Source organism: Microbacterium sp. 01T413_2, from assembly GCF_056398985.1.
Genome location: NZ_JBFTQL010000041.1, coordinates 1 through 25768, shown reverse-complemented (window position 1 = coordinate 25768; position 25768 = coordinate 1). Strand labels below are relative to the sequence as shown.

Annotated in this window: 23 protein-coding genes; 12 read left to right on the top strand and 11 right to left on the bottom strand. The window is 70.8% G+C overall.

Annotated elements, in window-relative coordinates; genetic code table 11:
- Positions 1 to 165: 165 nt before the first annotated feature.
- Together AC1DMN_RS17000 and AC1DMN_RS16995 are read left to right on the top strand one after the other, a co-directional pair.
- Positions 166 to 1035 carry a LysR family transcriptional regulator gene (locus tag AC1DMN_RS17000; RefSeq protein WP_477229911.1) on the top strand — a complete coding sequence of 290 codons (870 nt, stop codon included), beginning with the start codon at positions 166 to 168 and terminating at the stop codon, positions 1033 to 1035.
- Positions 1036 to 1128: 93 nt separating this feature from the next.
- On the top strand, positions 1129 to 1830 hold the full coding sequence (locus tag AC1DMN_RS16995; RefSeq protein WP_477229910.1) for a type 1 glutamine amidotransferase domain-containing protein: 702 nt from the start codon (positions 1129 to 1131) through the stop codon (positions 1828 to 1830).
- A 58-nt stretch (positions 1831 to 1888) separates the two neighbouring features.
- Here the strand turns inward: AC1DMN_RS16995 and AC1DMN_RS16990 are convergent, their stop codons facing one another.
- Entirely contained in the window at positions 1889 to 2674 is a 786-nt protein-coding gene (locus AC1DMN_RS16990) for an alpha/beta hydrolase (protein ID WP_477229909.1), read from the bottom strand.
- A 157-nt stretch (positions 2675 to 2831) separates the two neighbouring features.
- Positions 2832 to 4280 carry an aminobutyraldehyde dehydrogenase gene (locus AC1DMN_RS16985; protein ID WP_477384644.1) on the bottom strand — a complete coding sequence of 483 codons (1449 nt, stop codon included), beginning with the start codon at positions 4278 to 4280 and terminating at the stop codon, positions 2832 to 2834.
- A gap of 100 nt (positions 4281 to 4380) precedes the next feature.
- Here AC1DMN_RS16985 and AC1DMN_RS16980 point away from each other — a divergent pair, with 100 nt between their 5' ends.
- The 4 genes from AC1DMN_RS16980 (at position 4381) to AC1DMN_RS16965 (ending at position 7262) form a co-directional block, all read left to right on the top strand.
- Positions 4381 to 4848 carry an Lrp/AsnC family transcriptional regulator gene (locus AC1DMN_RS16980; protein ID WP_477229908.1) on the top strand — a complete coding sequence of 156 codons (468 nt, stop codon included), beginning with the start codon at positions 4381 to 4383 and terminating at the stop codon, positions 4846 to 4848.
- Between the two features lie 112 nt (positions 4849 to 4960).
- Positions 4961 to 6355, top strand: coding sequence for an NAD(P)/FAD-dependent oxidoreductase (locus AC1DMN_RS16975; protein WP_477229907.1), 1395 nt, complete (start codon positions 4961 to 4963; stop codon positions 6353 to 6355).
- The gene (locus AC1DMN_RS16970) at positions 6352 to 6702 is read left to right on the top strand and encodes a cupin domain-containing protein (protein ID WP_477229906.1); all 351 of its coding nucleotides are present in this window, start codon (positions 6352 to 6354) and stop codon (positions 6700 to 6702) included. Before AC1DMN_RS16975 ends, AC1DMN_RS16970 begins: the two co-directional genes overlap by 4 nt.
- Positions 6703 to 6788: 86 nt before the next feature.
- Positions 6789 to 7262 carry a VOC family protein gene (locus AC1DMN_RS16965; RefSeq protein ID WP_477229905.1) on the top strand — a complete coding sequence of 158 codons (474 nt, stop codon included), beginning with the start codon at positions 6789 to 6791 and terminating at the stop codon, positions 7260 to 7262.
- A 173-nt stretch (positions 7263 to 7435) separates the two neighbouring features.
- Here the strand turns inward: AC1DMN_RS16965 and AC1DMN_RS16960 are convergent, their stop codons facing one another.
- On the bottom strand, positions 7436 to 9100 hold the full coding sequence (locus AC1DMN_RS16960) for a PucR family transcriptional regulator (protein WP_477229904.1): 1665 nt from the start codon (positions 9098 to 9100) through the stop codon (positions 7436 to 7438).
- A 112-nt stretch (positions 9101 to 9212) separates the two neighbouring features.
- On the opposite strand from AC1DMN_RS16960, the gene AC1DMN_RS16955 reads away from it, so the two are divergent.
- Together AC1DMN_RS16955 and AC1DMN_RS16950 are read left to right on the top strand one after the other, a co-directional pair.
- A complete protein-coding gene (locus tag AC1DMN_RS16955; protein WP_477384642.1) occupies positions 9213 to 10712 on the top strand; it encodes a CoA-acylating methylmalonate-semialdehyde dehydrogenase in 1500 nt (499 codons plus the stop codon).
- 55 nt (positions 10713 to 10767) lie between these two features.
- The gene (locus AC1DMN_RS16950) at positions 10768 to 12171 is read left to right on the top strand and encodes an aminotransferase class III-fold pyridoxal phosphate-dependent enzyme (protein ID WP_477229903.1); all 1404 of its coding nucleotides are present in this window, start codon (positions 10768 to 10770) and stop codon (positions 12169 to 12171) included.
- 140 nt (positions 12172 to 12311) lie between these two features.
- Here AC1DMN_RS16950 and AC1DMN_RS16945 read toward each other — a convergent pair whose 3' ends face one another.
- The 7 genes from AC1DMN_RS16945 to AC1DMN_RS16915 all read right to left on the bottom strand — a co-directional run bounded on the left by AC1DMN_RS16945 (position 12312) and on the right by AC1DMN_RS16915 (position 21609).
- The gene (locus AC1DMN_RS16945; protein ID WP_477229902.1) at positions 12312 to 12935 is read right to left on the bottom strand and encodes a histidine phosphatase family protein; all 624 of its coding nucleotides are present in this window, start codon (positions 12933 to 12935) and stop codon (positions 12312 to 12314) included.
- 166 nt (positions 12936 to 13101) lie between these two features.
- Positions 13102 to 14496: an amidase gene (locus AC1DMN_RS16940; RefSeq protein WP_477229901.1), complete on the bottom strand. Its 1395-nt coding sequence runs from the start codon at positions 14494 to 14496 to the stop codon at positions 13102 to 13104.
- Positions 14497 to 14670: 174 nt separating this feature from the next.
- Positions 14671 to 16287: a dipeptide ABC transporter ATP-binding protein gene (locus AC1DMN_RS16935; protein ID WP_477229900.1), complete on the bottom strand. Its 1617-nt coding sequence runs from the start codon at positions 16285 to 16287 to the stop codon at positions 14671 to 14673.
- The gene (locus AC1DMN_RS16930; RefSeq protein ID WP_477229899.1) at positions 16284 to 17150 is read right to left on the bottom strand and encodes an ABC transporter permease; all 867 of its coding nucleotides are present in this window, start codon (positions 17148 to 17150) and stop codon (positions 16284 to 16286) included. Before AC1DMN_RS16930 ends, AC1DMN_RS16935 begins: the two co-directional genes overlap by 4 nt.
- Positions 17147 to 18103, bottom strand: a complete 957-nt coding sequence (locus tag AC1DMN_RS16925; protein ID WP_441976621.1) for an ABC transporter permease — start codon at positions 18101 to 18103, stop codon at positions 17147 to 17149. Before AC1DMN_RS16925 ends, AC1DMN_RS16930 begins: the two co-directional genes overlap by 4 nt.
- A gap of 108 nt (positions 18104 to 18211) precedes the next feature.
- Positions 18212 to 19879 carry an ABC transporter substrate-binding protein gene (locus AC1DMN_RS16920; RefSeq protein ID WP_477229898.1) on the bottom strand — a complete coding sequence of 556 codons (1668 nt, stop codon included), beginning with the start codon at positions 19877 to 19879 and terminating at the stop codon, positions 18212 to 18214.
- Entirely contained in the window at positions 19876 to 21609 is a 1734-nt protein-coding gene (locus tag AC1DMN_RS16915) for an amidohydrolase (protein ID WP_477229897.1), read from the bottom strand. Before AC1DMN_RS16915 ends, AC1DMN_RS16920 begins: the two co-directional genes overlap by 4 nt.
- Before the next feature lie 172 nt (positions 21610 to 21781).
- Between AC1DMN_RS16915 and AC1DMN_RS16910 the strand changes: the two genes are divergently transcribed.
- From AC1DMN_RS16910 to AC1DMN_RS16895, 4 genes are all read left to right on the top strand, one after another.
- On the top strand, positions 21782 to 22468 hold the full coding sequence (locus tag AC1DMN_RS16910; protein ID WP_477229896.1) for a TetR/AcrR family transcriptional regulator: 687 nt from the start codon (positions 21782 to 21784) through the stop codon (positions 22466 to 22468).
- A 249-nt stretch (positions 22469 to 22717) separates the two neighbouring features.
- Positions 22718 to 24019, top strand: a complete 1302-nt coding sequence (locus tag AC1DMN_RS16905; protein ID WP_477229895.1) for a flavin-dependent oxidoreductase — start codon at positions 22718 to 22720, stop codon at positions 24017 to 24019.
- A complete protein-coding gene (locus AC1DMN_RS16900) occupies positions 24016 to 24534 on the top strand; it encodes a MarR family winged helix-turn-helix transcriptional regulator (RefSeq protein ID WP_441976625.1) in 519 nt (172 codons plus the stop codon). Before AC1DMN_RS16905 ends, AC1DMN_RS16900 begins: the two co-directional genes overlap by 4 nt.
- Entirely contained in the window at positions 24531 to 25004 is a 474-nt protein-coding gene (locus AC1DMN_RS16895) for a DUF3237 domain-containing protein (RefSeq protein WP_477229894.1), read from the top strand. The genes AC1DMN_RS16900 and AC1DMN_RS16895 overlap by 4 nt, the downstream gene beginning before the upstream one ends.
- A 31-nt stretch (positions 25005 to 25035) precedes the next feature.
- Here the strand turns inward: AC1DMN_RS16895 and AC1DMN_RS16890 are convergent, their stop codons facing one another.
- A complete protein-coding gene (locus AC1DMN_RS16890) occupies positions 25036 to 25446 on the bottom strand; it encodes an arsenate reductase ArsC (RefSeq protein WP_477384640.1) in 411 nt (136 codons plus the stop codon).
- Positions 25447 to 25768 lie beyond the last annotated feature (322 nt).

The window sequence follows — 25768 nt, the reverse complement described above, 5'->3', positions numbered from 1 at the left end:
GCCCCGGGATCCGATCCCGGGGCCGCCGCCTGTCACTGGTCCAGCGGTGCCAGCCGTGCCAGCGGTGCCAGCGGTGCGAGCCGTGCCAGCCGTGCCAACCGTGACACTCGCTCGCGAATCACGCCCCCGCCGTGCCTGCGGTTCCCGCCGCGTACAGTGACGGACGTGAGCGCTCCCAGCCTGGACCATCTGCGCACGTTCGTGACCGTGCATCGCACCGGTTCGCTCACACGCGCCGCGCACCTGCTGGGCCTGTCTCAGGCGACGGTCTCGGCCCACGTGCAGGCGGTGGAGGCGGTCGTCGGCTTCCCCGTCTTCGACCGCGGCCGCAGCGGCGTGACGACGACGCCGAAGGGGCTCGAGCTGGCGCGACGCGTGGCCGGACACGTCGACGCGATCGAGGACGCCGTGCTGCTGCCGGATCGCGAGGGCGGCACCGCGCGGGCCGTGCACGTGGGCGGCGCCGCCGAGATCCTGTCGCTGAAGGTCGTGCCGAGGCTCCCCGAGCTGATCGCGGCCGCGAACGCGCCGATCCGGCTCACCTTCGGCTTGGCGCAGGAGCTGCTGGACGCGCTCGTCGGCGGAGCGCTCGACCTCGTGGTCAGCGCTGTGCCGCCGCAGCGCGAGGGGATCACCGCCGTCCCGTTCTACGACGAGGAGTTCGTCCTCGTGGCCGCACCGATCTGGGCGGGCCGCGATCCGGACGAGGTCCCCGTCGTGGCCTACGCGGAGAACCTGCCCATCGTGCGCCGGTACTGGCGCAGCGTCTTCGGCCGTCCGCCCTCCCGGCTGCAGGTCGTGGCGGTCATCCCCGACCTCCGCGGGATCCGGGATGCGGTGAGGGCCGGCGTCGGGATGTCGGTCCTGCCGATGTACATGGTGGCCGACGATCTGCGCACCGGGGCTCTGATCGCCCTCGACGAGCCCGAGATCCCTCCGCTGAACACGCTCTACCTGGCGACGCGCAGCGGGGATGCGGAACGGTTCCCGGCGATCGGCGCCACCGCGACGGCCCTGCGCCGGATCATCGGCTGAGAGATCTTCGGAAACCCGATGGCTGCGTTCGATTCCTCGATGACACCGGGATCCGCCGGCGGAGGAGCATGAACGGGTCGAAAGGACTCCCACATGTCGAAGATCCTCATGGTCGTCACCGCGGCCGATTCCCTCACTCTCGCCGACGGCACTGCCCACCCCACCGGGTTCTGGGCGGAGGAGCTCGTCGTCGCGCACCGCGAGCTCACCCGTGCCGGCCATGACGTCGTCATCGCCACTCCGGGCGGACGGGTGCCGCCGGTCGACCCGGGATCGCTGAACCCCGATGTCGTCGGCGACGCGGAGCGGGTGACGGAGTTCCGCGCATACCTCGAGACGGTCCGGTCTGCCCTCGACCACCCGATCGCACTGGACGCGGTGTCCGTCGCCGACTTCGCGGCGGTCGTGCTGCCGGGCGGCCACGGTCCGATGGCCGATCTCGCGTTCGATGCGGATCTGGGCCGCATCCTCGCCACCGCCGACACTGCAGCCCTCCCGATCGCGCCGTTCTGCCACGGTCCGGCGGGCCTGCTCAGCGCCACCACGACCGACGGCGGGTTCGTCTTCGCCGGGCGGACTCTCACCGTGTTCACCGACGAGGAGGAGCGCACCGGCGGTCTCGGGGCGAACAGTCCGTGGTTCGTCGCGACGACCCTGCGCGACCGCGGTGCGACCGTGCAGGATGCGGATCCGTGGACGTCCCACGTGGTGCGGGACCGCAACCTCATCAGCGGCCAGAATCCGCAGTCCAGCCACGCGGTCGCCCAGGCTCTGCTCGAGGTGCTGGCCGGCTGAGCCCGGCGAGAGGCGGAGCGGGTGGCCCGGGCGGAACCCGAGCCACCCGCCTCGTGCGTCAGCCGTGCAGGGAGAGATGCCGCGCGAAGAACCGCGCCGCATCCTCGCCGGCATGCGCCGGAACGCCGGTGTGCCCGCCGAGGTTGGCCTGCAGGGTCTTCTCGGCGGATCCGAACGCGTCGAACACGTCGAGCGACCGCTGTCGGTCGTTGCCTTCGTCGTCCCACTGCAGCAGCACGTGCAGCGGGATGGTGACCTGACGGGCCTCATCGAACATGGCGCGCGGCACGTAACTGCCGGCGAACAAGCCGGCGGCCACGATGCGCGGCTCGGTGCGAGCCAGACGGATCCCGATCGCGAGCACGCCGCCCGAATAGGCGACCGGGCCGCCGATCTCAGGAAGGGCGAGCACCGCGTCGAGCGCCGCCTGCCATTCGGGCACCGTGCGCTCGACCAGCGGCAGCACCAGCCGGTCGATGACGTCCTCGCTCGGGCGCTCGCCGGCGTCGAGCGCCCGCATCAGGTCGGCGCGGGCGCGCTCCAGCTCGGGCAGAGCCGGACGAGCGCCGTTGCCGGGCATCTCGAGAGTGACCGACGCGAAACCCAGCTCGGCGGACGACCGTGCCCGGCCCTCCAGGCGAGGGCGCATCCGGGCGAGCCCTGGCCCGCTCGGATGGCCGAGCAGGATCAGCGGGGCAGGATGCTCCGCGGAGGCGGATTCCGGCAACCAGAGGATGCCGTCGATCCCGTCGAGGGTGAAGTCGCGCTCGATGATGCCGTCGCGATGCGGTTCGGAGGCGAGGCGCCTCTCGGAGGTGAAGGTGAGTTCAGGGGTGATGTTCATGGTCGTGCCTTTCGGGAGTGCGCATATACGGCGCTCCCGGGCGACCTATCGCCCGACCGTGACCCCGAGGAGGAGCACCCACGTCGATTCGTTCATGGGTATCACCTCCTGTTCTCGTGCCAGCACGGCGTAGGCGACAGTAGCATCTCCGCCGGAGTCAGTCGAGGGCGCTCATCACGTGCTTGATGCGCGTGTAGTCGTCGAAGCCGTACTGCGACAGGTCCTTGCCGTAGCCGGAGTGCTTGAAGCCGCCGTGCGGCATGTCCGACACGAACGGGATGTGCGTGTTGATCCACACGCAGCCGAAGTCCAGATCCCGCGAGAATCGCATCGAGCGGGCGTGGTCGGTGGTCCACACCGAGGACGCCAGGGCGAACGGCACGTCGTTGGCGTACGCCAGCGCCTCGTCGTCGTCCTCGAAGGACTGCACGGTCAGCACCGGCCCGAAGATCTCGCTCTGCACGGCCTCGTCGTCCTGGCGCATGCCCGAGACGATCGTCGGCTCGAAGAAGTAGCCGACGTCGCCCTGCCGCTTGCCTCCGGTCTCGATCGTCGCGTGCGCCGGCAGGCGATCCACGAAGCCCTGCACCTGGGCCAGCTGCGCCGCGCTCGAGAGCGGGCCGAAGAACACGCCCTCCTCGTGCGGTGCGCCGGTGCGTGCGTGCGTGCGCACCCTCTCGACGAGCGCCTTCACCAGTTCGTCGTGCACCGAGGCGTGCACGATCACGCGGGTGGCCGCGGTGCAGTCCTGGCCGGCGTTGAAGAAGGCGCCGGTGACGATGCCCTCCGCGGCCTTGGCGATCGACGCGTCCGGGAACACGATCGCCGGAGCCTTGCCGCCGAGTTCGAGGTGCACGCGCTTCACATCAGCCGCGGCCGACTCGGCCACCGCCATGCCGGCCCGCACGGATCCAGTGATCGCGACCATCTGCGGCGTCTTGTGGGCGACCAGGGCGGCACCCGTGCTGCGATCGCCGAGCACGACGTTGAGCGTGCCCGCGGGGGTGTGCTCGGCGACGATCTCGGCGAGCAGCAGAGTGGTGAGCGGGGTGGCCTCGGCCGGCTTCAGCACCACCGTGTTGCCCGCGGCCAGAGCAGGCGCGATCTTCCACACGGCCATGTTCAGCGGGTAGTTCCACGGGGTGACCTGCCCGATCACGCCGATCGGCTCGCGGCGCACGTAGGAGGTGTGTCCCGCCATGTACTCCCCGGCGGCCCTGCCTTCGAGGCTGCGCGCGGCGCCCGCGAAGAAGCGCAGCTGGTCGACGGACTGGTCGATCTCGTCGGCCACGAGGTTCGSGCGGGGCTTGCCGGTGTCCTGCGACTCCAGGTCGGCGAACTCCTCCGCGCGGGCCGCCATCGCGTCCGCGATCCGGAACAGTGCGAGCTGGCGGGCGGCGGGGGTGGTGTCGCGCCAGACCGGGAAGGCGGCGGCCGCGGCGGCGTAGGCGGCGTCGACGTCGCTCTGGTCCGAGATCGGCGCCTGACCGTACACCTGCTCGGTGACGGGGTCGATCAGGTCCATGCGGCCCTCGCCGTGGGCGGCGACGGAGCGCCCGCCGATGAAGTTCTGCAACAGTGCTGTTTCAGACAGTGTGCTCTGCATGCTGATCAGGATAGGTGATAACCAACGAAATCGGAAGAAATCTGCAACAGATTCTGCGAAATCAGTTGCAGAGCGACGTTCAGAGTGTCAAGATCATCACATGAGCGACAAGCCGAAGGTGCCGGTACTGGACGACGTGTCGAAGCGGATCATCGAGCTGCTGCAGGAGGACGGTCGTCGGCCCTACGCCGAGATCGGACGAGCCGTGGGTCTCAGTGAAGCAGCTGTGCGCCAGCGCGTGCAGCGGCTCACCGACAGCGGCGTGGTGCAGATCGTCGCGGTGACCGATCCGCGCCAACTCGGATTCTCCCGCATGGCCATGCTCGGCATCCGCGTCGATGGGGATCCGCGTGTCGCCGCGGAGGCCATTGCGAATATTCCCGAGATCGCATATGTCAATGTGACCCTCGGATCCTTCGACATCCTGGCCGAGGCCATCTGCGAGAGCGACGAGGATCTGCTGGCGTTGATCGCGACGCAGATCCGCACCATCGAGGGCGTCTCGCACACCGAGTGCTTCCTCTACGCGGGGCTCCACAAGGACCTCTACAACTGGGGAACGCGCTGATCCGCTGAGCCCCTCGCTCTCCCCGACCCGGCCGCATCGCGGCTCCGGGGCGCCCCGTCGCGCCCTGAGAACCACCTCTCCACCCCTTCCACCTCCGGACAAGGAATCAGTCATGGGAACGACCGTCTTCGAACGACGGCAGCCGAGCGCATCGGTCATCGAGCGCTCTCTCGAGAACACGGTGCACGGCGCCTTCTGGCTCGACGACGTCGAACGCCCCGCCTACCCGCAGCTCACGGGTGAGGTCCGCGCCGACCTCGCGATCGTGGGCGGTGGCTATGCCGGCCTGTGGACCGCGATCCGCGCCAAGGAACGCGACCCGCAGCGCACGGTGGTGCTGCTCGAGGCGAACCGTGTGGGCTGGGCCGCATCCGGCCGCAACGGCGGGTTCTGCGAGGCGAGCCTGACGCACGGCGAGGAGAACGGCCTGAACCGCTGGCCCGAGGAGATGGAGCAGCTCGAGCGTCTCGGCCTGGAGAACCTCGACGGCATCCAGGCCACCGTCGAGCGCTACGGGATGGACGTGGACTGGGAGCGCACGGGCCAGATGGCCGTGGCGGTCGAGCCGCACCAGATCGAATGGATGGAGGGGGATGACTACCTCGACCAGGCCGCCGTGCAGGCCGAGGTCGCCTCGCCGACGTACCTGGCCGGATCCTGGAACCGTGAGGGCTGTGCGATGGTGCACCCCGCGAAGCTCGCCTTCGAGCTCGCACGTGTGGCCACCGAGCTCGGCGTGCAGATCTTCGAGCGCACACGAGTCACAGAGCTCAGCGGCAAGGGCGTGCAGACGGTCGCGGCCGAGAGCGGCTCCGTCGTCGCCGACCAGGTCGCCCTCGCCACGAACGTGTTCCCATCGTTGCTCAAGCGCAACCGGCTGATGACCGTGCCGGTCTACGACTACGCGCTGATGACCGAGCCACTCACCGCGGAGCAGTACGACGCGATCGGCTGGAAGAACCGCCAGGGTCTCGCCGACAGTGCGAACCAGTTCCACTACTACCGCCTGAGCGCCGACAACCGGATCCTGTTCGGCGGCTACGACGCCGTCTACCACTTCGGCGGCAAGGTGCGCGAGGAGTATGAGGAGCGCCCGGAGAGCTTCCGCAAGCTCGCCTCGCATTTCTTCACGACGTTCCCGCAGCTCGAGGGGCTGCAGTTCACGCACCGCTGGGCCGGCGCGATCGACTCGTGCAGCCGGTTCTGCGCGTTCTTCGGCACCGCGCGTGGCGGACGCGTCGCATACGCCACCGGCTTCACCGGGCTCGGCGTCGGCGCGACCCGGTTCGCGGCGGATGTGATGCTCGACGAGCTCGCGGGGCTSACCACSGAGCGCACSCAACTGGAGATGGTGCGCACCAAGCCCATTCCGTTCCCGCCGGAGCCGGCGGCCTCGATCGGCGTGAACCTGGTGCGCGCGGCGATGAACCAGGCCGACCACAACAACGGCAAGCGCAACCTGTTCCTGAAGACGCTGGACGCGGTCGGCATGGGGTTCGAYTCATGACCGCGTTGCCCGCCGCGGGGCACGCGGTGACCGACGCCGACCTGGGCCTCGCGCACGCGCCGCTGCCCGCGGACGAGGTCGTGGCCGGCTCTCCCACGACGGCGATGGCCGTGCTGGATGACACCGGCGACCGCGAGATCGGCATCTGGGAGATGACACCGGGCACGGCGCGCGACACCGAGGCGGACGAGCTGTTCGTCGTGCTCTCGGGCCAGGCGACGATCGTGTTCGAGGATCCGTCGCTGCGGGATCTCGAGGTCGGTCCCGGATCCGTGGTGCGCCTCGCCGAGGGCATGCGGACGACCTGGACCGTGACCGAGACCCTGCGCAAGGTCTACATCGCCTGAGCCTTCCCGGAGGCCTTTCCGGCCGGCGGATCCGGGAATACAATCAGCGCGGGGAACTCATTCGCGCGCCCAAGCGGCGCGGCGTTGTGCTGGGCCGACGCGAGGATGACAACACCCCGGAGCTGGGGCTCATCATGTTCGAGAAACTCATGGCGACGGCCGTCCTTCCGGCGACGGACCTCGATCGCGCCAAGGGGTGGTGGCACGACGTGCTCGACCGGGATCCGGTCGACGTCGATGTCGAGTCGGGGAACGTGTTCTACGACGTCGGCGGCACCGTGGTGCTGGTGTACCTCACCAGCTTCGCGGGCACGGCGAAGAACACCGCGCTCAACCTCGTGACCGACGACATCGACCGCGACGTGGCGGCGCTGCGCGCCCGAGGAGTCGATTTCCACGAGTACGACTTCCCCGGGCTGAAGACCGTCGACGGCATCGCGGAACTGGGAGACGAGCGGGCCGCGTGGTTCAGCGACAGCGAGGAGAACATCATCGCGCTCGGCCAGCCCTCGCCCGAGATGGTGGAGCGGGTGATGGGCGGGGCGCACGCGGCCGGGTGAGCCACGGATCCGGATCCCGGACTCTCCCCTGACGCTCGCTGGTCGCGAATTGCCGTCATTCCGCTGTCATGGCAGCAATTCGCGACCAGTGAACGGACGCGCCGGGCGGATCCGGGCACCGGAAGTCGTGCGCCCAGCACTCCCGCCGCCCCGCGCTCCTCGCCGTCGCTTCGTCAGCGCCCCTGCGCGAGCAGCGCCAGGTGCAGGGCCGACAGTGTCTCGCCGTCGTCGAGATCGGCGCCGAGCAGGTCCGCGATGAGGGTGAGGCGCTGGTAGAACACCGAGCGGGACAGGTGCGAGGCGCTCGCCGCGGCAGTGCGGTTGCCGGGGTGGGCGACCACGGCGCGCAGTACGCGGAGCAGGTCGCCGTCCGTGGCGTCGTCGTGGCGGATCAGTGGAGCGAGCAGGCGCGCGCTGTGCTCCTGGAGTCGGTGGTCTCCGCTGAGCTCGGCGGCCAGGCGCGCGAGGGGCCGGTCGGCGACGCGCAGCACGGCACCGGGTTCCGCCTGACGAGCCAGGCGCCGCACGACGGGAATCGCCGCGAGCAGCTCCGCGGTCGTCGTGGCGGGATCGCTGATGGCGCCGGTCCCGAGGTCGTCGAGGAGTGAATCCGGCAGCCGCGTGCCGGTCAGCGAGACGAGCAGGATCCGCTCCGCGCCGATGTCCGCGGACAGCGTGCGCGCGTCCCCGGATCCGGGTCGCGTCGGATCCGTGACGATCTGCACAGCCTGTGACGATCCGCGCGAGTTCTCGCCGGATCCGTGTGCAGATCGTCTCATCGTGTGCGGATCGTCACGCACCGCGGATCCGGGCGCTCCGGTGCGTGCCCGCGCGGCTCCGGGTTGTCCGTCGCCGCCCGCCGCGGACACGGCGACGTACAGCGTGCGACCGTGCAGAGGGAAACCCGACGCTTCCAGGCGGGCCTCGATGTCGGCGACCGACACATAGCGCTCGCCGAGGAGCGCCGCGATCAGCCCCTCCGCGCGCAGCCGGGCCCAGGCGCCCTCGCCGTCCGCCAGACGTGACAGCGCCAGTGCCGTGGCCGCCTGCTCGAGCACCGTCGCGGGCCCGGCGGGGTGCGGCGGCCCGGGCAACGCGACCAGCTCGCCCCACTGCGTGCCTCGGGCGGCCACCGGCACGCGCGTCCACTCCGGCGGAAGCCGACGCGACCGCCCCGTCCAGCCGGCCAGCACCTCCGCTTCGGCGAGGTCGAACGGGTCGGCGACCACGACCTCGTGCGCGAGATCCTCCAGCACCACGGGCGCGCGAAGCGCTCGCGCGGTCTCCCGCACGACCACCTCGACCGGCGCCCCGCGCAGACTGAGCCCGGTGAACAGCTCGTGCAGTCGCTGCCGCTCCTGCAGCGCCCCGACCTGGCCCGCGATGATCCGGCGGTGCACCTCCTCGGTGACCGCGACGAACTTCACCTCGCGCTCCAACGACACGAGCGCCAGGTCACGGGCGCGGCACGCCGCCACGAGCGGCGGGGGCACCACGGCGAACCGCGTGCCGAGCTCCAGCACGATTCCGGCGAGGCCCGCATCGGCCAGCTCGTCGACGAGCCGAGCGAGGGCGTCGGCGGCGCCGGGCCAGCCGGCGCCCGTCGTCAGGAGCAGCTCGCCGCCGTCCAGCAGCGCCGCGACCCGGTCGCTGTCGGACACGTGCACCCAGCGCACCGGCACGTCGACGGATCCGGCCAGCAGCTCGGGGATCCCGGCCTGCAACGAGGCGACCTCGAGGGCGTCGGCGACCGTCGGGAGCCCGGGGTCGCGGTCCGTCGAGAATCGGTCYGGACGATCTGTCCGATCCGTTGCGAAGTCCAGACGATCTGCGGGCACGGATCCATCCTCTCCTTTGCCAGCATGGGAGARCAAGCCCGCGGGTGCGTCCGATCAGAGTGTCCGGATCCGTGACCCGCACCATCGAACCCCACGACCCGAGGAGCATCGCGTGACCGTGATCCGCCACTTCATCGACGGAGCCGACACCGGCGAGACCGAGCGCACCGGCCCGGTGTACAACCCCGCGACCGGCGAGGCGCACCGCACCGTCGCGTTCGCGAGCGTCGGCGAGGTCGAGCAGGCCATCGCCGCGGCCAAGGCCGCGCTGCCGGCCTGGCGGGCGACGAGCCTCATCAAGCGCGCCGACGTGTTCTTCCGCCTGCGCCAGATCCTCGCCGAGCGGACGCCCGAGCTCGCTGCGATCGTCACGAGCGAGCACGGCAAGGTGCTCTCCGACGCGGCCGGCGAGGTCTCCCGCGGCATCGAGAACGTCGAGTTCGCTGCCGGTCTCGTGCACCTGCTCAAGGGCGAGCGCGCCGAGCAGGTCGCGCGTGGCGTGGACGTGCACTCGGTCAAGCAGCCGGTCGGCGTGGTCGCCTGCATCACCCCGTTTAACTTCCCCGTGATGGTGCCGCTGTGGATGGTCGCCTCGGCGATCGCGTGCGGCAACACCGTCGTGCTCAAGCCCAGCGAGAAGGACCCGTCCGCGGCGATCTGGCTCGCGAAGGCCTTCCAGGAGGCCGGGCTCCCCGACGGCGTGCTGAACGTCGTCAACGGCGACAAGGTCGCGGTCGACACCCTGCTCGACTCGCCCGACGTCAAGGCCGTGAGCTTCGTCGGATCCACCCCGATCGCGAAGTCGATCTACGAGCGGGCCTCGGCGAACGGCAAGCGCGTGCAGGCCCTCGGCGGCGCCAAGAACCACATGGTCGTCATGCCCGACGCCGACATCGACGGCGCGGCAGCCGCGGCGGTCTCCGCGGCTTACGGCTCGGCCGGCGAGCGCTGCATGGCGGTCTCGGTGCTGGTGGCCGTGGGCGAGGTCGCGGATCCGCTGATCGCCTCGATCACTGAGAAGGTGCAGAACCTGCGCATCGGCGACRGCACCGACGCCGCGAGCGAGATGGGGCCGCTGATCACCCGCGAGCACCGGGACCGCGTCGAGTCGTACGTGACCGGTGCCGAGGCGGAGGGCGCCACCGTCGTGCTCGACGGCACGAAGCGCGTCGCCGCCGGCGAGCGCCTCGACGAGAACGGCTTCTTCACCGGCATCAGCCTCATCGACGGTGTGAAGCCCGGCATGAAGCTCTACGAGGACGAGATCTTCGGCCCCGTGCTCGGCGTGGTGCGCGTCGACAGCTACGCGGAGGCCGTGGAGCTCATCAACGCCCACCAGTTCGGCAACGGCGTCGCGATCTTCACCCGCGACGGCGGAACCGCCCGCCAGTTCGAGTTCGACATCGAGGTCGGCATGGTCGGCATCAACGTGCCGATCCCCGTGCCGGTCGGCGCGTTCTCGTTCGGCGGCTGGAAGGCCTCCCTGTTCGGCGACTCGCACATCTACGGCCCCGAGTCGATCCACTTCTACACGCGCTCCAAGGTCGTCACCACGCGCTGGCCCGACCACACCCCGGCGCAGGTCGACCTCGGCTTCCCGAGCAACCACTGAGTCCTGAGAACCACTGAGTCCTGAGAACCACTGACGCGGAAAAGGATCCGAGATCATGACCGTCACCACCGAAACCGCGGCCCTGACCGACCGCCACGGCGCCGTGCACGCCCTGCCCGCCGCCGAGGCCGAGGCGCAGGTTCGCGCCGACGACCGCGCGCACGTGTTCCACTCCTGGAGCGCGCAGGCCGCGATCGACCCGCTGCCCGTCGCCGCGGGCGAGGGATCCACGTTCTGGGACTACCAGGGCAACGCCTACCTCGATTTCTCCAGCCAGCTGGTGAACCTCAACCTGGGTCACCAGCAGCCGGATCTGGTCGCGGCGATCCAGCAGCAGGCCGGCCGTCTCGCGACGATCCAGCCGTCGCTCGCGAACGACGTGCGCGGCGAGCTGGCGCGGCTCATCGCCGAGGTCGCCCCCGAAGGTATGGAGAAGGTCTTCTTCACCAACGGCGGCGCCGACGCGAACGAGTACGCGGTGCGCATGGCGCGCACCGTGACCGGGCGTCGCAAGGTGCTGTCGATGTACCGCAGCTACCACGGCTCCACGGCGACGGCGATCTCGATGACCGGCGACCCGCGGCGCTGGGCGAACGACACCGTCGACAACGGCACCGTGCGCTTCTTCGGCCCGTACCTGTACCGCTCGGCGTTCCACTCGTCGACCCTCGCCGAGGAGTCCCAGCGTGCGCTCGAGCACCTCGAGCAGACCATCCAGCTCGAGGGTCCGAACACGATCGCGGCGATCATCATCGAGACGGTCGTCGGCACCAACGGCGTGCTGGTCCCGCCGCCGGGCTACCTGCAGGGCGTGCGCGAGCTGTGCGATCGCTACGGCATCGTCTACATCGCGGATGAGGTCATGGTCGGCTTCGGCCGCCTCGGCGAGTGGTTCGGCATCGACGCCTTCGACGCCAAGCCCGACCTCATCACCTTCGCCAAGGGCGTGAACTCCGGCTACGTCCCGCTCGGCGGCGTCGTCATCTCCGACCGGATCGCCTCGGCGTTCGACACCGTCCCGTTCGCAGGCGGGCTCACGTACTCGGGGCACCCGCTCGCGTGCGCCGCGGGCGTCGCGACGTTCGAGGTGTTCCGCCGCGACGGGATCCTGGAGCGCGTGCGCGACCTCGGATCCCGGATCGTGGAGCCGACACTGCGCTCCTGGGCCGAGAGGCACCCGAGCGTCGGCGAGGTGCGCGGCCAGGGCCTGTTCTGGGCCGTGGAACTCGTCCGCTCGACCGAGACCCGCGAGCCGCTCGTGCCGTTCAACGCGGCCGGCGCCGATGCGGCGCCGATGGGCGCGTTCGCCGCGGCGGCGAAGAAGGGCGGCGTGTGGCCGTTCGTGCACTTCAACCGCACGCACATCGCGCCGCCGCTGGTGATCACCGAGGACGAGCTGGTGCGCGGCCTCGGCGCGATCGACGCCGCGCTCGACGTCGCGGACTCTTACACCGACTGAGCCGCGCGAGCTGCTCCGGATCCCGTTCCCTCTGGGGCGGGATCCGTGCGTTCAGGTCGCAGAATCTGTCGTTCGGACCTGGTCTCAGCGACGTTTTCTGCGACCTGAACGGGGGAGAGCGCGGCCGATGCGCGGCGCCGTCAGACCGCGACCGGATCCGGATCCGCGGCGCGGCCGACGTGCCAGCCCTCCTCGATGCGGAGCACGGTCGAGACGGACAAGTTCGCGGGGCCCATCGTGAGGTGCGACAGGTCGGTGCCCAGCGCGTGCAGCAGCGTCATGATGGTGACGCCGCTGGTCACCACCAGCACCTCGGATCCGGCGGTCGCGACGTCGTGCAGCGCCGCTGTCGCGCGCTGAGCGACGGCGGCGAGCGTCTCCGCGGTCGGATCCTCCGCGGCCAGCGCATCGAGCGTCGCGAGGAACGGGCGCTCGGCCTCGGCATGCGAGCGCATCCGATGCGCGAACCGGCGGATGCGCATGGCCTCGAGCCGACCAAACGAGATCTCGCGCCAGCGCGGATCCGACGTCGGCTGCAGGTCGGATCCGGCGGCGCCGAGCAGGCGCGCGGCGGTCTCGCGATGCCGGATGCCGTCGCCCGAGAAAGCGGCGTCGAACGTGATTCCGGCGGCGGCGAAGTCGCGGCCGCGTTCGGTGGCCTGATCCTGGCCGAGGGCGGTGAGCGGCGCATCGGACCAGCCCTGCATCCGCTCCGCCGCGTTCAGCATGCTCTGCCCGTGCCGCACCACCCAGATCCGCGTCATGGTTTCAGCCTAGGAGAGCGGTGTGGCGGTGCGTCTCCGTTCAGGTCGCAGTATCTGCTGCCCCAGGGGGTGTTTCGGAGCAGAAAGTGCGACCTGAGCGGAGAGGGACGAGCGCGTCGGGCTCGCCGGCCGCTTCAGGGCGGGTCGCTTCAAAGGGCGGGCCCGTTCAAACGGCCGGCCACCAGGCCGGATCCGTCCACAGTCCGAGCTCCTGCTCGAGCGCCGCGCCGACCCGGAACACCGTGGCATCGTCGAAAGTGCGCCCGACGATCTGCACGCCCGTGGGGACGCCGTTCGGCGCGATCCCCGACGGCACCGCCAGCACCGGCACGCGGCCGATGACGTTGAACGGCAGGGTCATCAGCTGCGCGAACACGGTGTCGCTGTCGGTGCAGGGCTCGTCGGCGGCCAGGCCCGTGGTGGCGATCGTGGGGCAGACGAGCACGTCGTAGTCCTGCATCAGCTCCCCGAACGGACGGTAGAACGCCGACTCCGCCTCGAGCCCGGTCACGAAGTCGCCGCTGTTCGCCGCGGCGGCCGCGAACGCCCGCGTGTACGGCATCAGCTGCGCGGAGCGCTCGGGGTCGCCGTCGGCGATGGACTCGATGAACGGCCCCATCACGGCGCCGAAGTGCGGCCAGCTGGTCTCGAGGGTGCGCTGCGGACTCCAGGGCAGCTCGACCTGCTCGACCACGGCGCCCGCGGCGCGGAGTGCGGTGACGACGCCGAGGGTGTTCGCGACGACAGACGGATCCACCGCGTAGCCGCCCAGGTCGAGGCAGACGGCGATGCGCATGCCCGCGAGCGACGAGACCTCGCCGGACACCGTCACGACCTCGCGCAGTGACGCCGCGTCGCCCGCCCAGGGCCCGGAGATGACGTTCTGCAGCAGCGCGACGTCGGCGACGCTGCGCCCCATCGGTCCGTCCGCGCAGTACGTGTCGGAGTTGAACGGGGCAAGACCCGGCACGCGCGCGAACGGGGGCTTGAACCCGACGACGCCGCAGAACGACGAGGGGATCCGGATGGATCCGCCGATGTCGGATCCGGTCGCGAGGATCGTGGAGCCGGCCGCGAGCACCGCTCCGGATCCGCCCGAGGATCCGCCCGGGGAGTATGCGGTGTTCCACGGGTTGCGGGTCACGCCCCAGAGCGCCGTGTGGGTGACGGGGGCGCAGCAGTACTCAGGCGTGGTCGTGCGACCGTGCACCACGGCGCCGGCGGCGAGGATCCGGTCCACGATCGGGTGGGTCTCGGCGGCGACGTGGCCGCGCTCGAGCAGGCTGCCCTCCTCGGCGGTACGGCCGGCGATCGGCTGCTCCTCCTTGAGCATGAGCGGGATGCCCTCGAGAGGCCGGGTGGCCCCGCCGTCCGCGAACCGCTGCTCCGAGTCGAGGGCGGTGGTGCGGGCCGCGTCGAGCCACTGCTCGGTGACGGCGTTGATGGCCGGCTCGGTCGCCGCCGTGCGCGCGATGACCGCGTCGAGCAGCTCGACGGGGGAGAGCTCGCGACGGCGGAACCGTGCGGCTGCCTCGGTGGCGGTGAGGTGGTGCAGTTCCATGGGGCTTCCTTGTCTCAGATGGGGTCGTTGAGCGAGCGGAGCGAGACGAAACGCGGTGATCTCGTGAGGGCTCCACGTTTCGTCTCGGTCGCCTTCGGCGTCCTCGCTCAACGACCCCCGGGGGAAGGGGAGGAGCGGGCGCCGTCGTTCAGCGACCCTGGAATGGGCTTGTCATCAGGCCGGGACGGGCACGGAGTCCAGCAGCAGGCGGGTGTACTCGTGCTGCGGATTCGTCAGGATCTCGGTCGTCGCGCCGCGCTCGACGATCTCGCCGCGGCGCATCACCAGGGTCTGCTCGCACACCCGGCGCACGACGGCCAGGTCGTGGCTGATGAACAGCAGCGTCAGGCCCTGGCGGCGCCGGATGTCGGCGACCAGGTCCAGCACCTGCGCCTGCACCGAGACGTCCAGGGCGCTGGTGGCCTCGTCCATCACGAGCAGATCGGGCTCGATGGCCAGCGCGCGGGCGATCGCGACGCGCTGGCGCTGCCCGCCGGACAGGGTCTTCGGGCGTGCCACCGCGTGCTCTTCGCTCAGGCCGACCGCCGTCAACAGCTCCCGGGCGCGATCCGCCGCGGCCGCCTTGTCTAGTCCCGCGTGCAGGCGCAGCACGTCGCCGACCGCCTGGCCGGCGGGGATGCGCGGATCCAGTGACAGGTACGGATCCTGGAACACCATCTGCACGCTCTTGGCTCGCGCGAGTCGTGCCTCGCGGCCCGTCGCGTGTCCCGCGATCTCGCGCCCGCCGATCCGGATCGTGCCTGTGTCGGCCTGCTCCAGGCCGACGATCATGCGCGCGAGCGTCGACTTGCCGGATCCTGATTCCCCGACCACGGCGAGGGCGCCGCCCACCGGGATCTCGAGGGTGGCATCCGCGACGGCGTGCACCTCCCCGCGGCCGCGCACCTTGTACGTCTTCGAGACGTCGGCGACCTCGACCATGGCAGAGACTGAGCCGGCCGAGCCCACGGCGCTGTCCGACCCGGTCAGTCGCGGCGTCGCCGCGACCAGGCGGCGGGTGTACTCGGCCTGCGGAGCGCGCAGCACGTCGAGGGCGGGACCCTCCTCGACCACGGCGCCGTCCTTCATGACGACCAGCCGGTCGCACAGGGATCCGGCGAGGTTGAGGTCGTGCGTGATGAACAGCATGCCCATGCCGCGTTCGGCGCAGAGTTCGCGCAGCACCTGCACGATCTCCGCCTGCGTGGTCACGTCGAGCGCCGTGGTGGGCTCGTCGCACACCAGCAGGCGGGGCGACGTGGTCAGGGCGCCCGCGATCATGACGCGCTGCAGCATGCCGCCGCTCAGCTCGTGCGGGTGCTGGTCCAGGTGCTCGGCAGGCGAGGGCAGCCGCACGTCGGCGAGCAGCTCGGCGGCACGCGCGCGAGCACGGCTTCGGGACCAACCCTCGTTCAGCCGCAGCGCTTCGGTGAGGTGGTCGCCGATCGTGCGCATCGGGTTGATCCCCGCGCGCGGATCCTGGAACACCATCGCCGCATCCGCGCGACGGATCGCCCGGAGCGTCGCCGGCGCGAGGGGCGAGCGGCCGTCGACCGTGACGGTGCCGCCGATCTCGGCCCGCTCGGGCGTGAGGCCGAGCACGGTGCGCGCGGTGAGCGACTTCCCGGATCCGGATTCGCCGACGAGGCCCACGGTCTCGCCGGGAGCGACGGACAGTGTGATCCCGTGCAGCAGGCGGGTGCCGTTCGGCAGATCGAGCGTGAGGTCGCGGATGTCCAGCAGAGCGGAGGCGGAGTGCGCCGCGGCCGTGTCGAGAAGTGCGGCGGTCATACGGGGATCTCCCCTCCGATGCGGTCGGAGAGATCCTCGCCGACGATGTTGACGGCCACGACCACGAGCACCACCACGATGGCGGGCGCGATGGCGGGCAGGAACTGGCCCGCGGCGATGCCGGACTGGGCCTCGTTGATCATGGCGCCCCAGTCGGCGGTCGGCGCCTGCACGCCGAGCCCGAGGAAGGACAGGCCGGCGAGCTCGGCGAGCACGTAGCCGAAGTTCAGCGTCGACTGCGCGCCCACGATCGGGGCGATGTTCGGCAGCACGCGGCGCAGCGCGATCCACGCCCCGCCGAAGCCCTGCACGCGATACGCGGCGACGTACGGGCGGGTGCGCTCGGCGGACACGAGCGAGCGGGTCAGCCGCGCCACGAACGGCGCGTACGAGATGCTCATCGCGATGACCGGGGCGACCAGGCCCTTGCCGAACAGGGCGACGGCCATCATCGCGATGAGCAGCGACGGGAAGGCGAACAGCACGTCGAAGACACGGCCCAGGACGGCGTCGATCCAGCCGCCCCTCCATCCGGCGACCAGGCCCAGCAGGATACCCAGCACGGTGGAGAAGACGACGACCAGCAGCGGGCCGAGGAGGGCCGTGCGACCGCCCCAGATGATGCGGCTGAGCAGGTCGCGGCCGAGGCTGTCCGTGCCGAGCCAGTGCGCGGGGGACGGCGCCGCGTAGAACGCGGTGAAGTCGACGGCGTCCGGGTCGTACGGGGCGACCCACGGGGCGAGGATCGCGGTCAGGGTGACCACGGCGAGGATCACCATGCTGGTGATCACGATGCCGCGGCCGCGCATCCTCTTCGGCATGCGCAGCACGCGCACGGCCAGGGTGGGGGCTGAAGAGGTCATCGGGCACCAGCTCCTGCGGCGGATCGCGGGTCGATCCAGGGCTCGAGGATGTCGATGATCGCGTTCACGACGACGAAGGCCGTGACCACGAGCAGGACGATCGCCTGCACGACGGGGAAGTCGAGGCGGTCGACCGAGCCGACCAGGAGCGAGCCGATCCCGGCGAGGCCGAAGGCCTGCTCGACGATGGAGCTCGCGACGATGAGGCCGGCCACGAGCACGCCGGACACGGTGAGGATCGGGCCCAGCGCATTGCGCAGCACGTGCCGGCGGACCACGGCGAGGCGGGTGATGCCGCGCGAGGTGGCGACCTCGACGTGTTCGCGGTTCAACTGCTCGACCATGGCCGAGCGGGTGACCTTGCCGACGAGCACGATGAACACGATCGCCAGCGCGATCGACGGCAGCACGAGGTGGTAGACCATGTCCCAGAATCCGGATCCGGATCCGAAKGAGGGGAACCAGCCCAGCTGCACCGAGAAGATCGCGATCAGCACGATGGATCCGACGAACGAGGGGATCGCGCCCAGCACGGTGAGCGAGATGAGGATCCCGCGGTCGGCGGCGCGGCCCTTGTTCAGGGCGGCGATCGTGCCGCCGACGAGCCCTGTGACGGCGATGATCGTGCCGGCCATCACGACGAGCATGAGGGTGACCGGGAGGCGGTCGCCGAGCACAGCCGTGACGTCCTGGCGGAACTGCAGGGAGCGGCCGAAGTCGCCGTGCAGCACGCCGGCGATCCAGCGCACGTACTGCTCCCAGGGGGGCAGGTTCAGCCCGTACTGCGCGGTGACGTCGGCGATCGCCTCGGGCGACGGCTTGCGGCCGCGCAGGAGGAAGCGGATCGGGTCGCCGGGCACGAGGAACCGGGAGAAGAAGACGAGGAGCGAGGCGAGGAAGAGGGTGAGCAGCAGCCCGCCCAGCTTTCCCGCGACGCGGCGGAGAGTGCTCATGGCGTCACCTGTGGGTCTCGGCCGACTTCCGGAGCGACGCGGGTGCGCGTCGCTCCGGAAGCACGGCTCATCGGGTGGGGGTGGACAGATCAGCGCTTGCCGAGCGCGTCAGCGCTTGCCGATCTGGGCCGCCCACGGGTAGTAGAGGAACGCCATCGACGGGTCGAGGCCCGTGATGCGCTTGCCGAGGAACAGCGGCAGCGGGCCCGTCGCGAGCGGCAGCCAGGGCAGCTCCTCGTTCGCGATCTGCTGGGCCTTGGCGGTCAGCACGCTGCGCGCGGCCGGATCCATCGTGCCGACGGCCTCGTTGACGGTCTTGTCGAACTCGGGGTTGCTCCAGCCGCCGTAGTTGCTGAAGTCGCCGGTGCGAAGCACGCCGTACATCTCCAGGGCGTCCGGGCTGGAGAGGTACCAGACGGTGTAGAACAGGTCGACGCCCTCGCGTGCGCTCGGGTCGCTGAACAGTGCGGTGTACTGCGCGGGGCTGACGGTCTTGATGGTCAGCTTCAGGCCGATCGACTGTGCGGCCGCCATGGTCGCCTGCGAGACCACGGAGAAGTCGTTGCCGATCGGCGCGGTGACGTAGACGAGCTCCTTGCCGGTCGCGCCGGCCTCCTCGACGAGCTTCTTCGCGGCCGCGACGTCCTGCTTGTAGTGCGTGATGTCATCGAAGGCGGTCTTCTTCGCCGCATCGGTGGCCGTGCCCCACACCAGCTTCGTGGTCAGCACGTCGCTGATCTCGCCGATGCCCTGCGACGCGCCCTTGAGGATGCCGGGGCGGTCGAGCGCCATCATGAGCGCCTTGCGCACGCGCTTGTCGCCGAGCGGACCGCCCAGGTTGCTGATCACGAGGTCGCTCGTCGCCGAGGACGGTGCGTACAGCACGTCGCCCTTGCCGGAGGCCTGCAACTGCGGGGCGGATTCCATCGGGATCTGCCAGGATCCGTCGACGCTGCCCGACTTCATGGCGTTCACGCGCGCGGTGGCGTCGGGGATGATCGCGAACGTCATCTTCGCCGCCTTCGCGCGCAGATCCTTGTCCCAGTAGCCGTCGTAGCGCTCGAGCGAGAGCGACTCGCCCGACTTCCACTGGGTCAGGGAGAACGGACCGGTGCAGTTCACGCCGCCGGTCGAGTTTCCGTAGTCCTTGCCCGTGGCGGCCAGGGTCGCCGCCGACTCGATCACGCCGGCGGATCCGCCCATGCCCTGGTTGAACTGGGAGTCGGGGATCTTGGTCTTGACCGTGACCTCCATAGGGCCGGTCTGGGTGATCGATTCGACGTTCTGGTAGACCGAGAACCAGGCGGATCCGACCTGGGGATCCATGATCCGCTGCATCGAGGCGACGGCGTCCGCCGCGGTCAGCGGGGTTCCGTCGTGGAACGTCACGCCGTCGCGGATCTCGTAGACCCAGGTGAGCGGGTCGGGGTTGCTGAAGCTCTTCGCGAGTCCCGGGCTCAGGCTGTAGTCGGGGTTCAGGCGCAGCAGCGACTCGCACACGTTGGCGAGCACCTGGTTGTCCGGGTAGTCGAACGCGTAGGCGTAGTCGAGCGTCGCGGGCTCGGCATAGAGCGCGAACGAGAACGAGTCGATGTCGCCGGTCGGCTTCGCGGTGGTGGTGGTCAGCTTCCAGTCGGCGCCGGCGGATCCGGTCGACGTGCCGCCCGCGCTGCCGGAGCAGGCGGTCAGCGAGGTGGCGGCTATCAGGACCGCGGCCCCCAGCACCGTGGCGGAGCGGTGACGGGCGGCGACGCGGGAGAGGCGGTTTCGGGTCATGACAGCTCTCCTTCGAGCTCGGTGCGGGAGGTGTTCTCGGTGCGTGTCTCGGCGATGGCGAGGGCGGTCTCGGCGGCGTGCAGCAGACGGCCGTCGATCCAGGTCTGGGTGACGCGGCTGGTGTGGATCTCGTCGGCGGGAACGTCGAACGGAGACGGATCCAGCACGACGAGGTCGGCGCGGTAGCCCGGCTTGATGCTGCCGGTGTCGTGGTCACGGTGGTTCACGTACGCGGTGCCGGAGGTGTAGGCGGCCATCGCGGTCGCCAGGTCGAGGCGCTGGTGCGCGCCGCCCAGGGGCTCCCGGTCGGATCCCGGGGTGGTCCGGTTGACGGCGATGTGGATCGCCTCGATCGGAGCGGCGCTCGAGACCGGCCAGTCGCTGCCGGCCGCGAGCCGCACGCCCGCCCGCACGAAGTCGCCGAACGGGTACTGACGTGCTTCCTGTCCTTCCTGAAGGAACGGCAGGGTGAGCTGGTCCAGCTGGTCCTCGTGGGTGGCCCACAGCGCCTGGATGTTCGCGATCGCGTCGAGTTCGGCGAAGCGCGGCACGTCCTCCTCCGCCACGATCTGCAGGTGCGCGAGGTGGTGGCGGCCGTCGGTCGGACCGTTCGCGTCGCGCGCCTGCTGCAGCGCGTCCAACGCCTCGCGCACGGCGCGGTCGCCGAGCGCGTGCATGTGCACCTGCTGTCCGGCCGCGTCGAGCGCCGTGACGTACTCGCGCAGTCGCTCCGGGTCGATGAAGCTCAGCCCGTGGTTGTGAGTGTCGTGGCCGTGCGCGTCGCGGTAGGGCGTGAGCATCGCGGCAGTGTGGTTCTCGGCGACGCCGTCGACCATGATCTTGGTGGTGCCCACCTCGAGCCGCTCCGGGGATCCGAGGGCTGCGACGCGGTGGCGCTGCGCGACCATGTGCTCGACCTGCTCGATGCCGCCGTCGCGCTCCCACCACTGCGCGCCGGTGACGTGCACCTGCAGCGTCCCCTCGGCGAGGGCCTTCTCGTATGCGGGCAGAGGATCGGCGATGCCCGCACCGCCGCCGCCGACCATGGCGTCCTGCCAGCCGGTGATGCCGAGCGCGACGAGCTCTTCCTGGGCGCGGAGCAACCCGCGGTAGCGCAGGTCCTCACCGATCTCGGGCCGGACGGCGGCGAACAGATCTGCCGCGCCCTCGTGGAACGTGCCCGCGGGGTGGTCGTCGGCGTCGCGGATGACCACCCCGTCAGCGGGATCCGGCGTCTCGGCGGTGATGCCCGCGCGAGTGATCGCCTCAGTCGACGCCCACACGCTGTGGTGGTCGCGGCTGGACAGCAGCACCGGGCGGCCCGGGGCCGCGGCGTCGAGCAGCTCGCGCGGCGGGTTGCCGCCGGGGAAGCAGTCCATCGACCAGCCGCCGCCGAGGATCCACTCCTCGTCGGGGTTGGCATCGGCGTAGGCGCGGACGGCCGCGACGGCCTCGTCGGCGCTCTCGGTGCCGGTGAGGTCGCACTGCAGCAGCTCGACGCCGCCGCCGACCGCGTGGATGTGGGCGTCCTGGAAGCCGGGGCTCAGCAGGGCGCCGCGCAGGTCGATGAGCTCGACGGTTCCGGCGGGCTCCGCGCCCAGGACGGCGGCGAGCTCGGACTCGGACACGATGCGCTCGATGCGCTCGTCGCGCACGATGACGGCCTGGCCGAGCAGGGGGGATCCGGATCCGGTGAACACCGATCCGCCGTGGAAGACGCGCGTCGTCATCATCCGCCTTTCGTCGTTGAAGCAAGGGGGGTTGAACCCGCAGGGCGGCGGGATCGCGATAACGCTAGCCAGCGTCAAGAGTGATGTCAACAGTGTTGACAGGATTGATGTCCGAACCGATGATGAGGCGTGCCACGCGTGGCACGATAGAGAGCGGAGAGGGGCGATGCCCGTGAAGAAGAGCAGCCGGATCGCAGCCGTGGCAGACGGCGGGACGGCGTCCGTGCGCGCCCGCCTCGACCCCGAGACGATCATCGCCACGGGTCTGGAACTTGCCGCGACCCGCGTGACCGTGATCTCGGTGCGCGAGCTCGGAGCGCGCCTCGGCGCGGATCCGACCGCGATCTACCGGCACTTCCGCAGCAAGGACGAGCTCATGCGCGCTCTGCTCGACGAGGTCACGATGCGCGCCCTGAACAGTGTCGACGTGCCTGTGGAGGACTGGCAGGGTCGGCTGCGTGCCCTGGCCACGGCCACGCTCGACCTGTACTCCGAGTACCCCGCGGTGGGTGCGGAGGCGACCACGTTGACCACGCACGGACCGGGTGAGCTCGGCGCGATCGAGCTCATGCTGCAGGCGTTCACCACGGCCGGCCTGAGCGCCTCCGACGTGGTCCGGCATTATGCGCTGCTGGCTTCGCACGTGCTGTCCACCGCCGCCGGCATCGCCAGGGCCAGGGCCGTACGCGATGCGGACGAGGTCGACGGGCCGTGGTTCGATGAGCCGCCGCTCGCGGATCCGCGCCGATACCCGCTCCTCGCCCAGAACACCGTGGCGCTGGCGTCGCTGCGCGATCGGGAGCTGTTCTTCCTCGGCGTGGATCAGATCCTCGACTCCGCCGAGCGCGCCGCGGGCTGAGCATGCGGCGGGCTGAGCGCGCCGCGGGCTGAATGCGTCGCTCTGGTCTGTGCTGCCGGCCGAGCACGCGAGTCAGGCCCGTGCTGCCGGATCCCCCTTGCTCACTGGTCGCGAATTGCGGCTTCGCGTGTGTGAGAGGCGCAATTTGCGACCAGCGAACGGGCCTCGGGATCCGGACTTGCGTGGTGACTAATTTTGTGACAAAACTAGTTCGCGACGGCGAGGACGCCGGGAAACGGGAGTGGATCGATGCGGATCGGAATCATCGGCGCGGGGATCGGCGGGCTCGCCACCGCGCTCAGCCTGGAGGCCGCCGGCTTCCGCGACATCACCGTGCACGAGCGCACGGACGAGATCCGCGGGCTGGGCGTCGGACTCAACCTGCTGCCGCACGCGATCCGCGAGCTGACCGAGCTCGGTCTGCGTGATCGTGTCGAGGCGCTCGGCATCGCGCCCGAGACCCTCGTCTACATGAACCGCTTCGGCCAGCACATCTGGAGCGAGCCGCGGGGCCTCGCCGCCGGCTACCGCTGGCCGCAGCTCTCCGTGCACCGCGGGCGGCTGCAGCTCGCCCTGCGCGACGCGGTCGTCGAGCGCCTCGGCGACGTGATCCGGCTCGGCCATCGCCTCGTGGCCGCCGAGAGCGGCGATGACGGGTCCGAGACTGTGCACTTCGCGACGGCGGACGGCGAGGTCGCGGCGACCTACGACCTCGTGATCGGGGCCGACGGGATCCACTCCGCCCTGCGTGCGCTGCGCTACCCGGCCGAGGGCGCACCGCCGTGGAGCGGGCTGACGCTGTGGCGCGGAGTCTCCGAGGCCCCGGTGCTCGTCGACGGGCGCACCATGATCATGGCGGGCGACGGCGAGCAGAAGTTCGTCGCCTACCCGCTCGGCGCCCCCGAGAACGGCCGCCAGCGACTGAACTTCATCGCGGAGCGGCGCGGCATCGGCCACCCCGACGCGGACTGGAACCGCTCGGTGGATCCGGGGCCCATCGCCGAGCTGTTCGCGGACTGGGTGTTCGACGGACTGGATGTACCGGCGATCATCGCGAATGCCGAGGAGATCCTGGAGTACCCGATGGTCGACCGCGACGCGCTCTCGCAGTGGACATTCGGGCGCACCACCCTGGTCGGCGACGCCGCTCACGCGATGTACCCGAACGGCTCGAACGGCGGGTCCCAGGCGATCCTCGACGCGCGTACGCTCGCGTTCCACCTCGGCACCGCCGTGCAGCGGGCCACGGCGCAGGGCACGACGGCCCAGGGCGCCACGGCGCAGGGTGATGCGATCGACGCGGCGCTCGCCGGTTACGAGGAGGCGCGCCGGCCCGCGATGACCGCGCTGCTGGCCGGCACTCGCGCGACCGGGCCCGAGCGGGTCATGCTGCTCGCCGCCGAGCGCGCCCCGCAGGGGTTCACCCGCATCGATGACGTGATCCCGCGTGCGGAGCGAGAGGAGATCGCGAACGCCTACAAGCGCGCGGCCGGATTCGACCCGTCGATCCTCAACGAGCGGTCCTCGCTCAGCGTCGGGGATCGGGCATGAGCGGCCGGTCGCCCACTGCGGCTGCGGCCGCCTCCACCGCTGCCGATCCCGCGCCCGCTCCCGGCTTCGACGCGGAGAGCCGCCTCGCCGCGGTCATCTCCCCGCTGCGGCGCACCCTGCTGACCGCGGCGCGCGAACGCGGCGATCTCCCCGACATCCCCGATGCGCAGATCGAAGTGGTGCGCGCCCTCCTGCCGGCCTCGGGGGAGGCGGAGCGGGGTCCGGCCGAACTCGCCGAGGCGCTGCACCTGAACAGGTCCACCGTCAGCAACCTGCTCGGCGCGATGGAGGCCGACGGCCTCGTGCAGCGGCGCCGGGCCACCGGCGACGGCCGTCGCGTGGTCGTCGCCCTCTCGCCGCGTGCGATCGATCTGTTCGGGCGCTTCGACCAGGCCGCGGGTGAGATCCTGCGGGACGCGCTGGGCAGCCTGGACCCGGCCGACCGCGCCGCCGTGGCCGCTGCTGTCCCGGCCCTCGAGCGCCTCGCCGCAGCGCTGCACGGAGCGGACCGATGAGCGACTTCTTCACCGAGCTGCCGCAGCCCCGCTTCGAGCCGGCCTTCGACGTCACCGTTCACGTGGGCCCGCCGCGCGACCACGGCGTCACCTCGGCCGGCCACCGCCGGGTGGTGCCGATCCTCGGCGGGCGGATCGCCGGCGACCTCGAGGCCGAGATCCTTCCGGGCGGGTCCGACCGGCAGCTGATCGCGCCCGACGGCACGATCGGCATCGACGCCGAGTACACGGCCGTCGCGGCTGCCGGACCGCTGCTCATCCGCACCCGCGGGGTGCGCGCGGGGTCGGAGGAGGTGCTCGCTCGGCTGGGCCGCGGCGACGCGGTGGATCCGGACGCCTACTACTTCCGCACGACCTTCGAGGTCGAGGCAGCGGCTCCCGAGTTCTCCGGGCTGCAGCGCACGCTGTTCGTCGCCGTGTGCCGCCGGGACGGATCCGAAGTCCGTTACCGGGTGCACCGGATCGCCTGAGCCGGCGGCTGCGGATCTCGGCGATGCGGCCTCAGGCCGGCAGCAGCTCCCCGACCAGCTGCTGGATCCGCCGGCGGATCTCGTCGCGGATGGGGCGGACCGCCTCGATGCCCCGTCCGGCCGGGTCGTCGAGCGTCCAGTCCTCGTAACGCTTGCCGGGGAAGAACGGGCAGGCGTCGCCGCAGCCCATCGTGATCACGACGTCGGASTCCTGCACGGCCTCCGTCGTGAGCACCTTCGGCTGCTCCGCGGCGATGTCGATGCCGAGCTCCGCCATCGCCGCCACGGCCACGGGGTTGATCTGCGTGGCGGGGAGAGATCCGGCGGAGCGGACCTCGATCCGGTCACCCGCGAACTCGCGCAGGAATCCCGCGGCCATCTGCGATCGGCCGGCGTTGTGCACGCAGACGAAGAGCACGGCAGGGGTGGCTTCGGCGCTCATGTTTTCTCCTCGGATCTGCGTTCAGCCTACGGCGACCAGGCGGGTGCCGGTCTGCAGGACGGGGGTGCGCAGCAGGTTTCTAAGGGGAGCCGGCCGTCGCACGAATATCTTGACAGCCGGCATCGGAACCCCGCCGGGCGGATACGACTGCGACCCGTGAAAGCTGGTTCCGTCGATGGCTCAGAACGGCGCGTTCGCGTCGGGTGGTGGATCAGGGTCTTCGATGGTGAAGGTGACGGGTGCGGGTGGTTTGTCGATGTAGGTCGCGCCGCTGGGGCTGGTCCATTCCAGGACGCCCGCGCCTTTTTGTTTCACGGTCCAC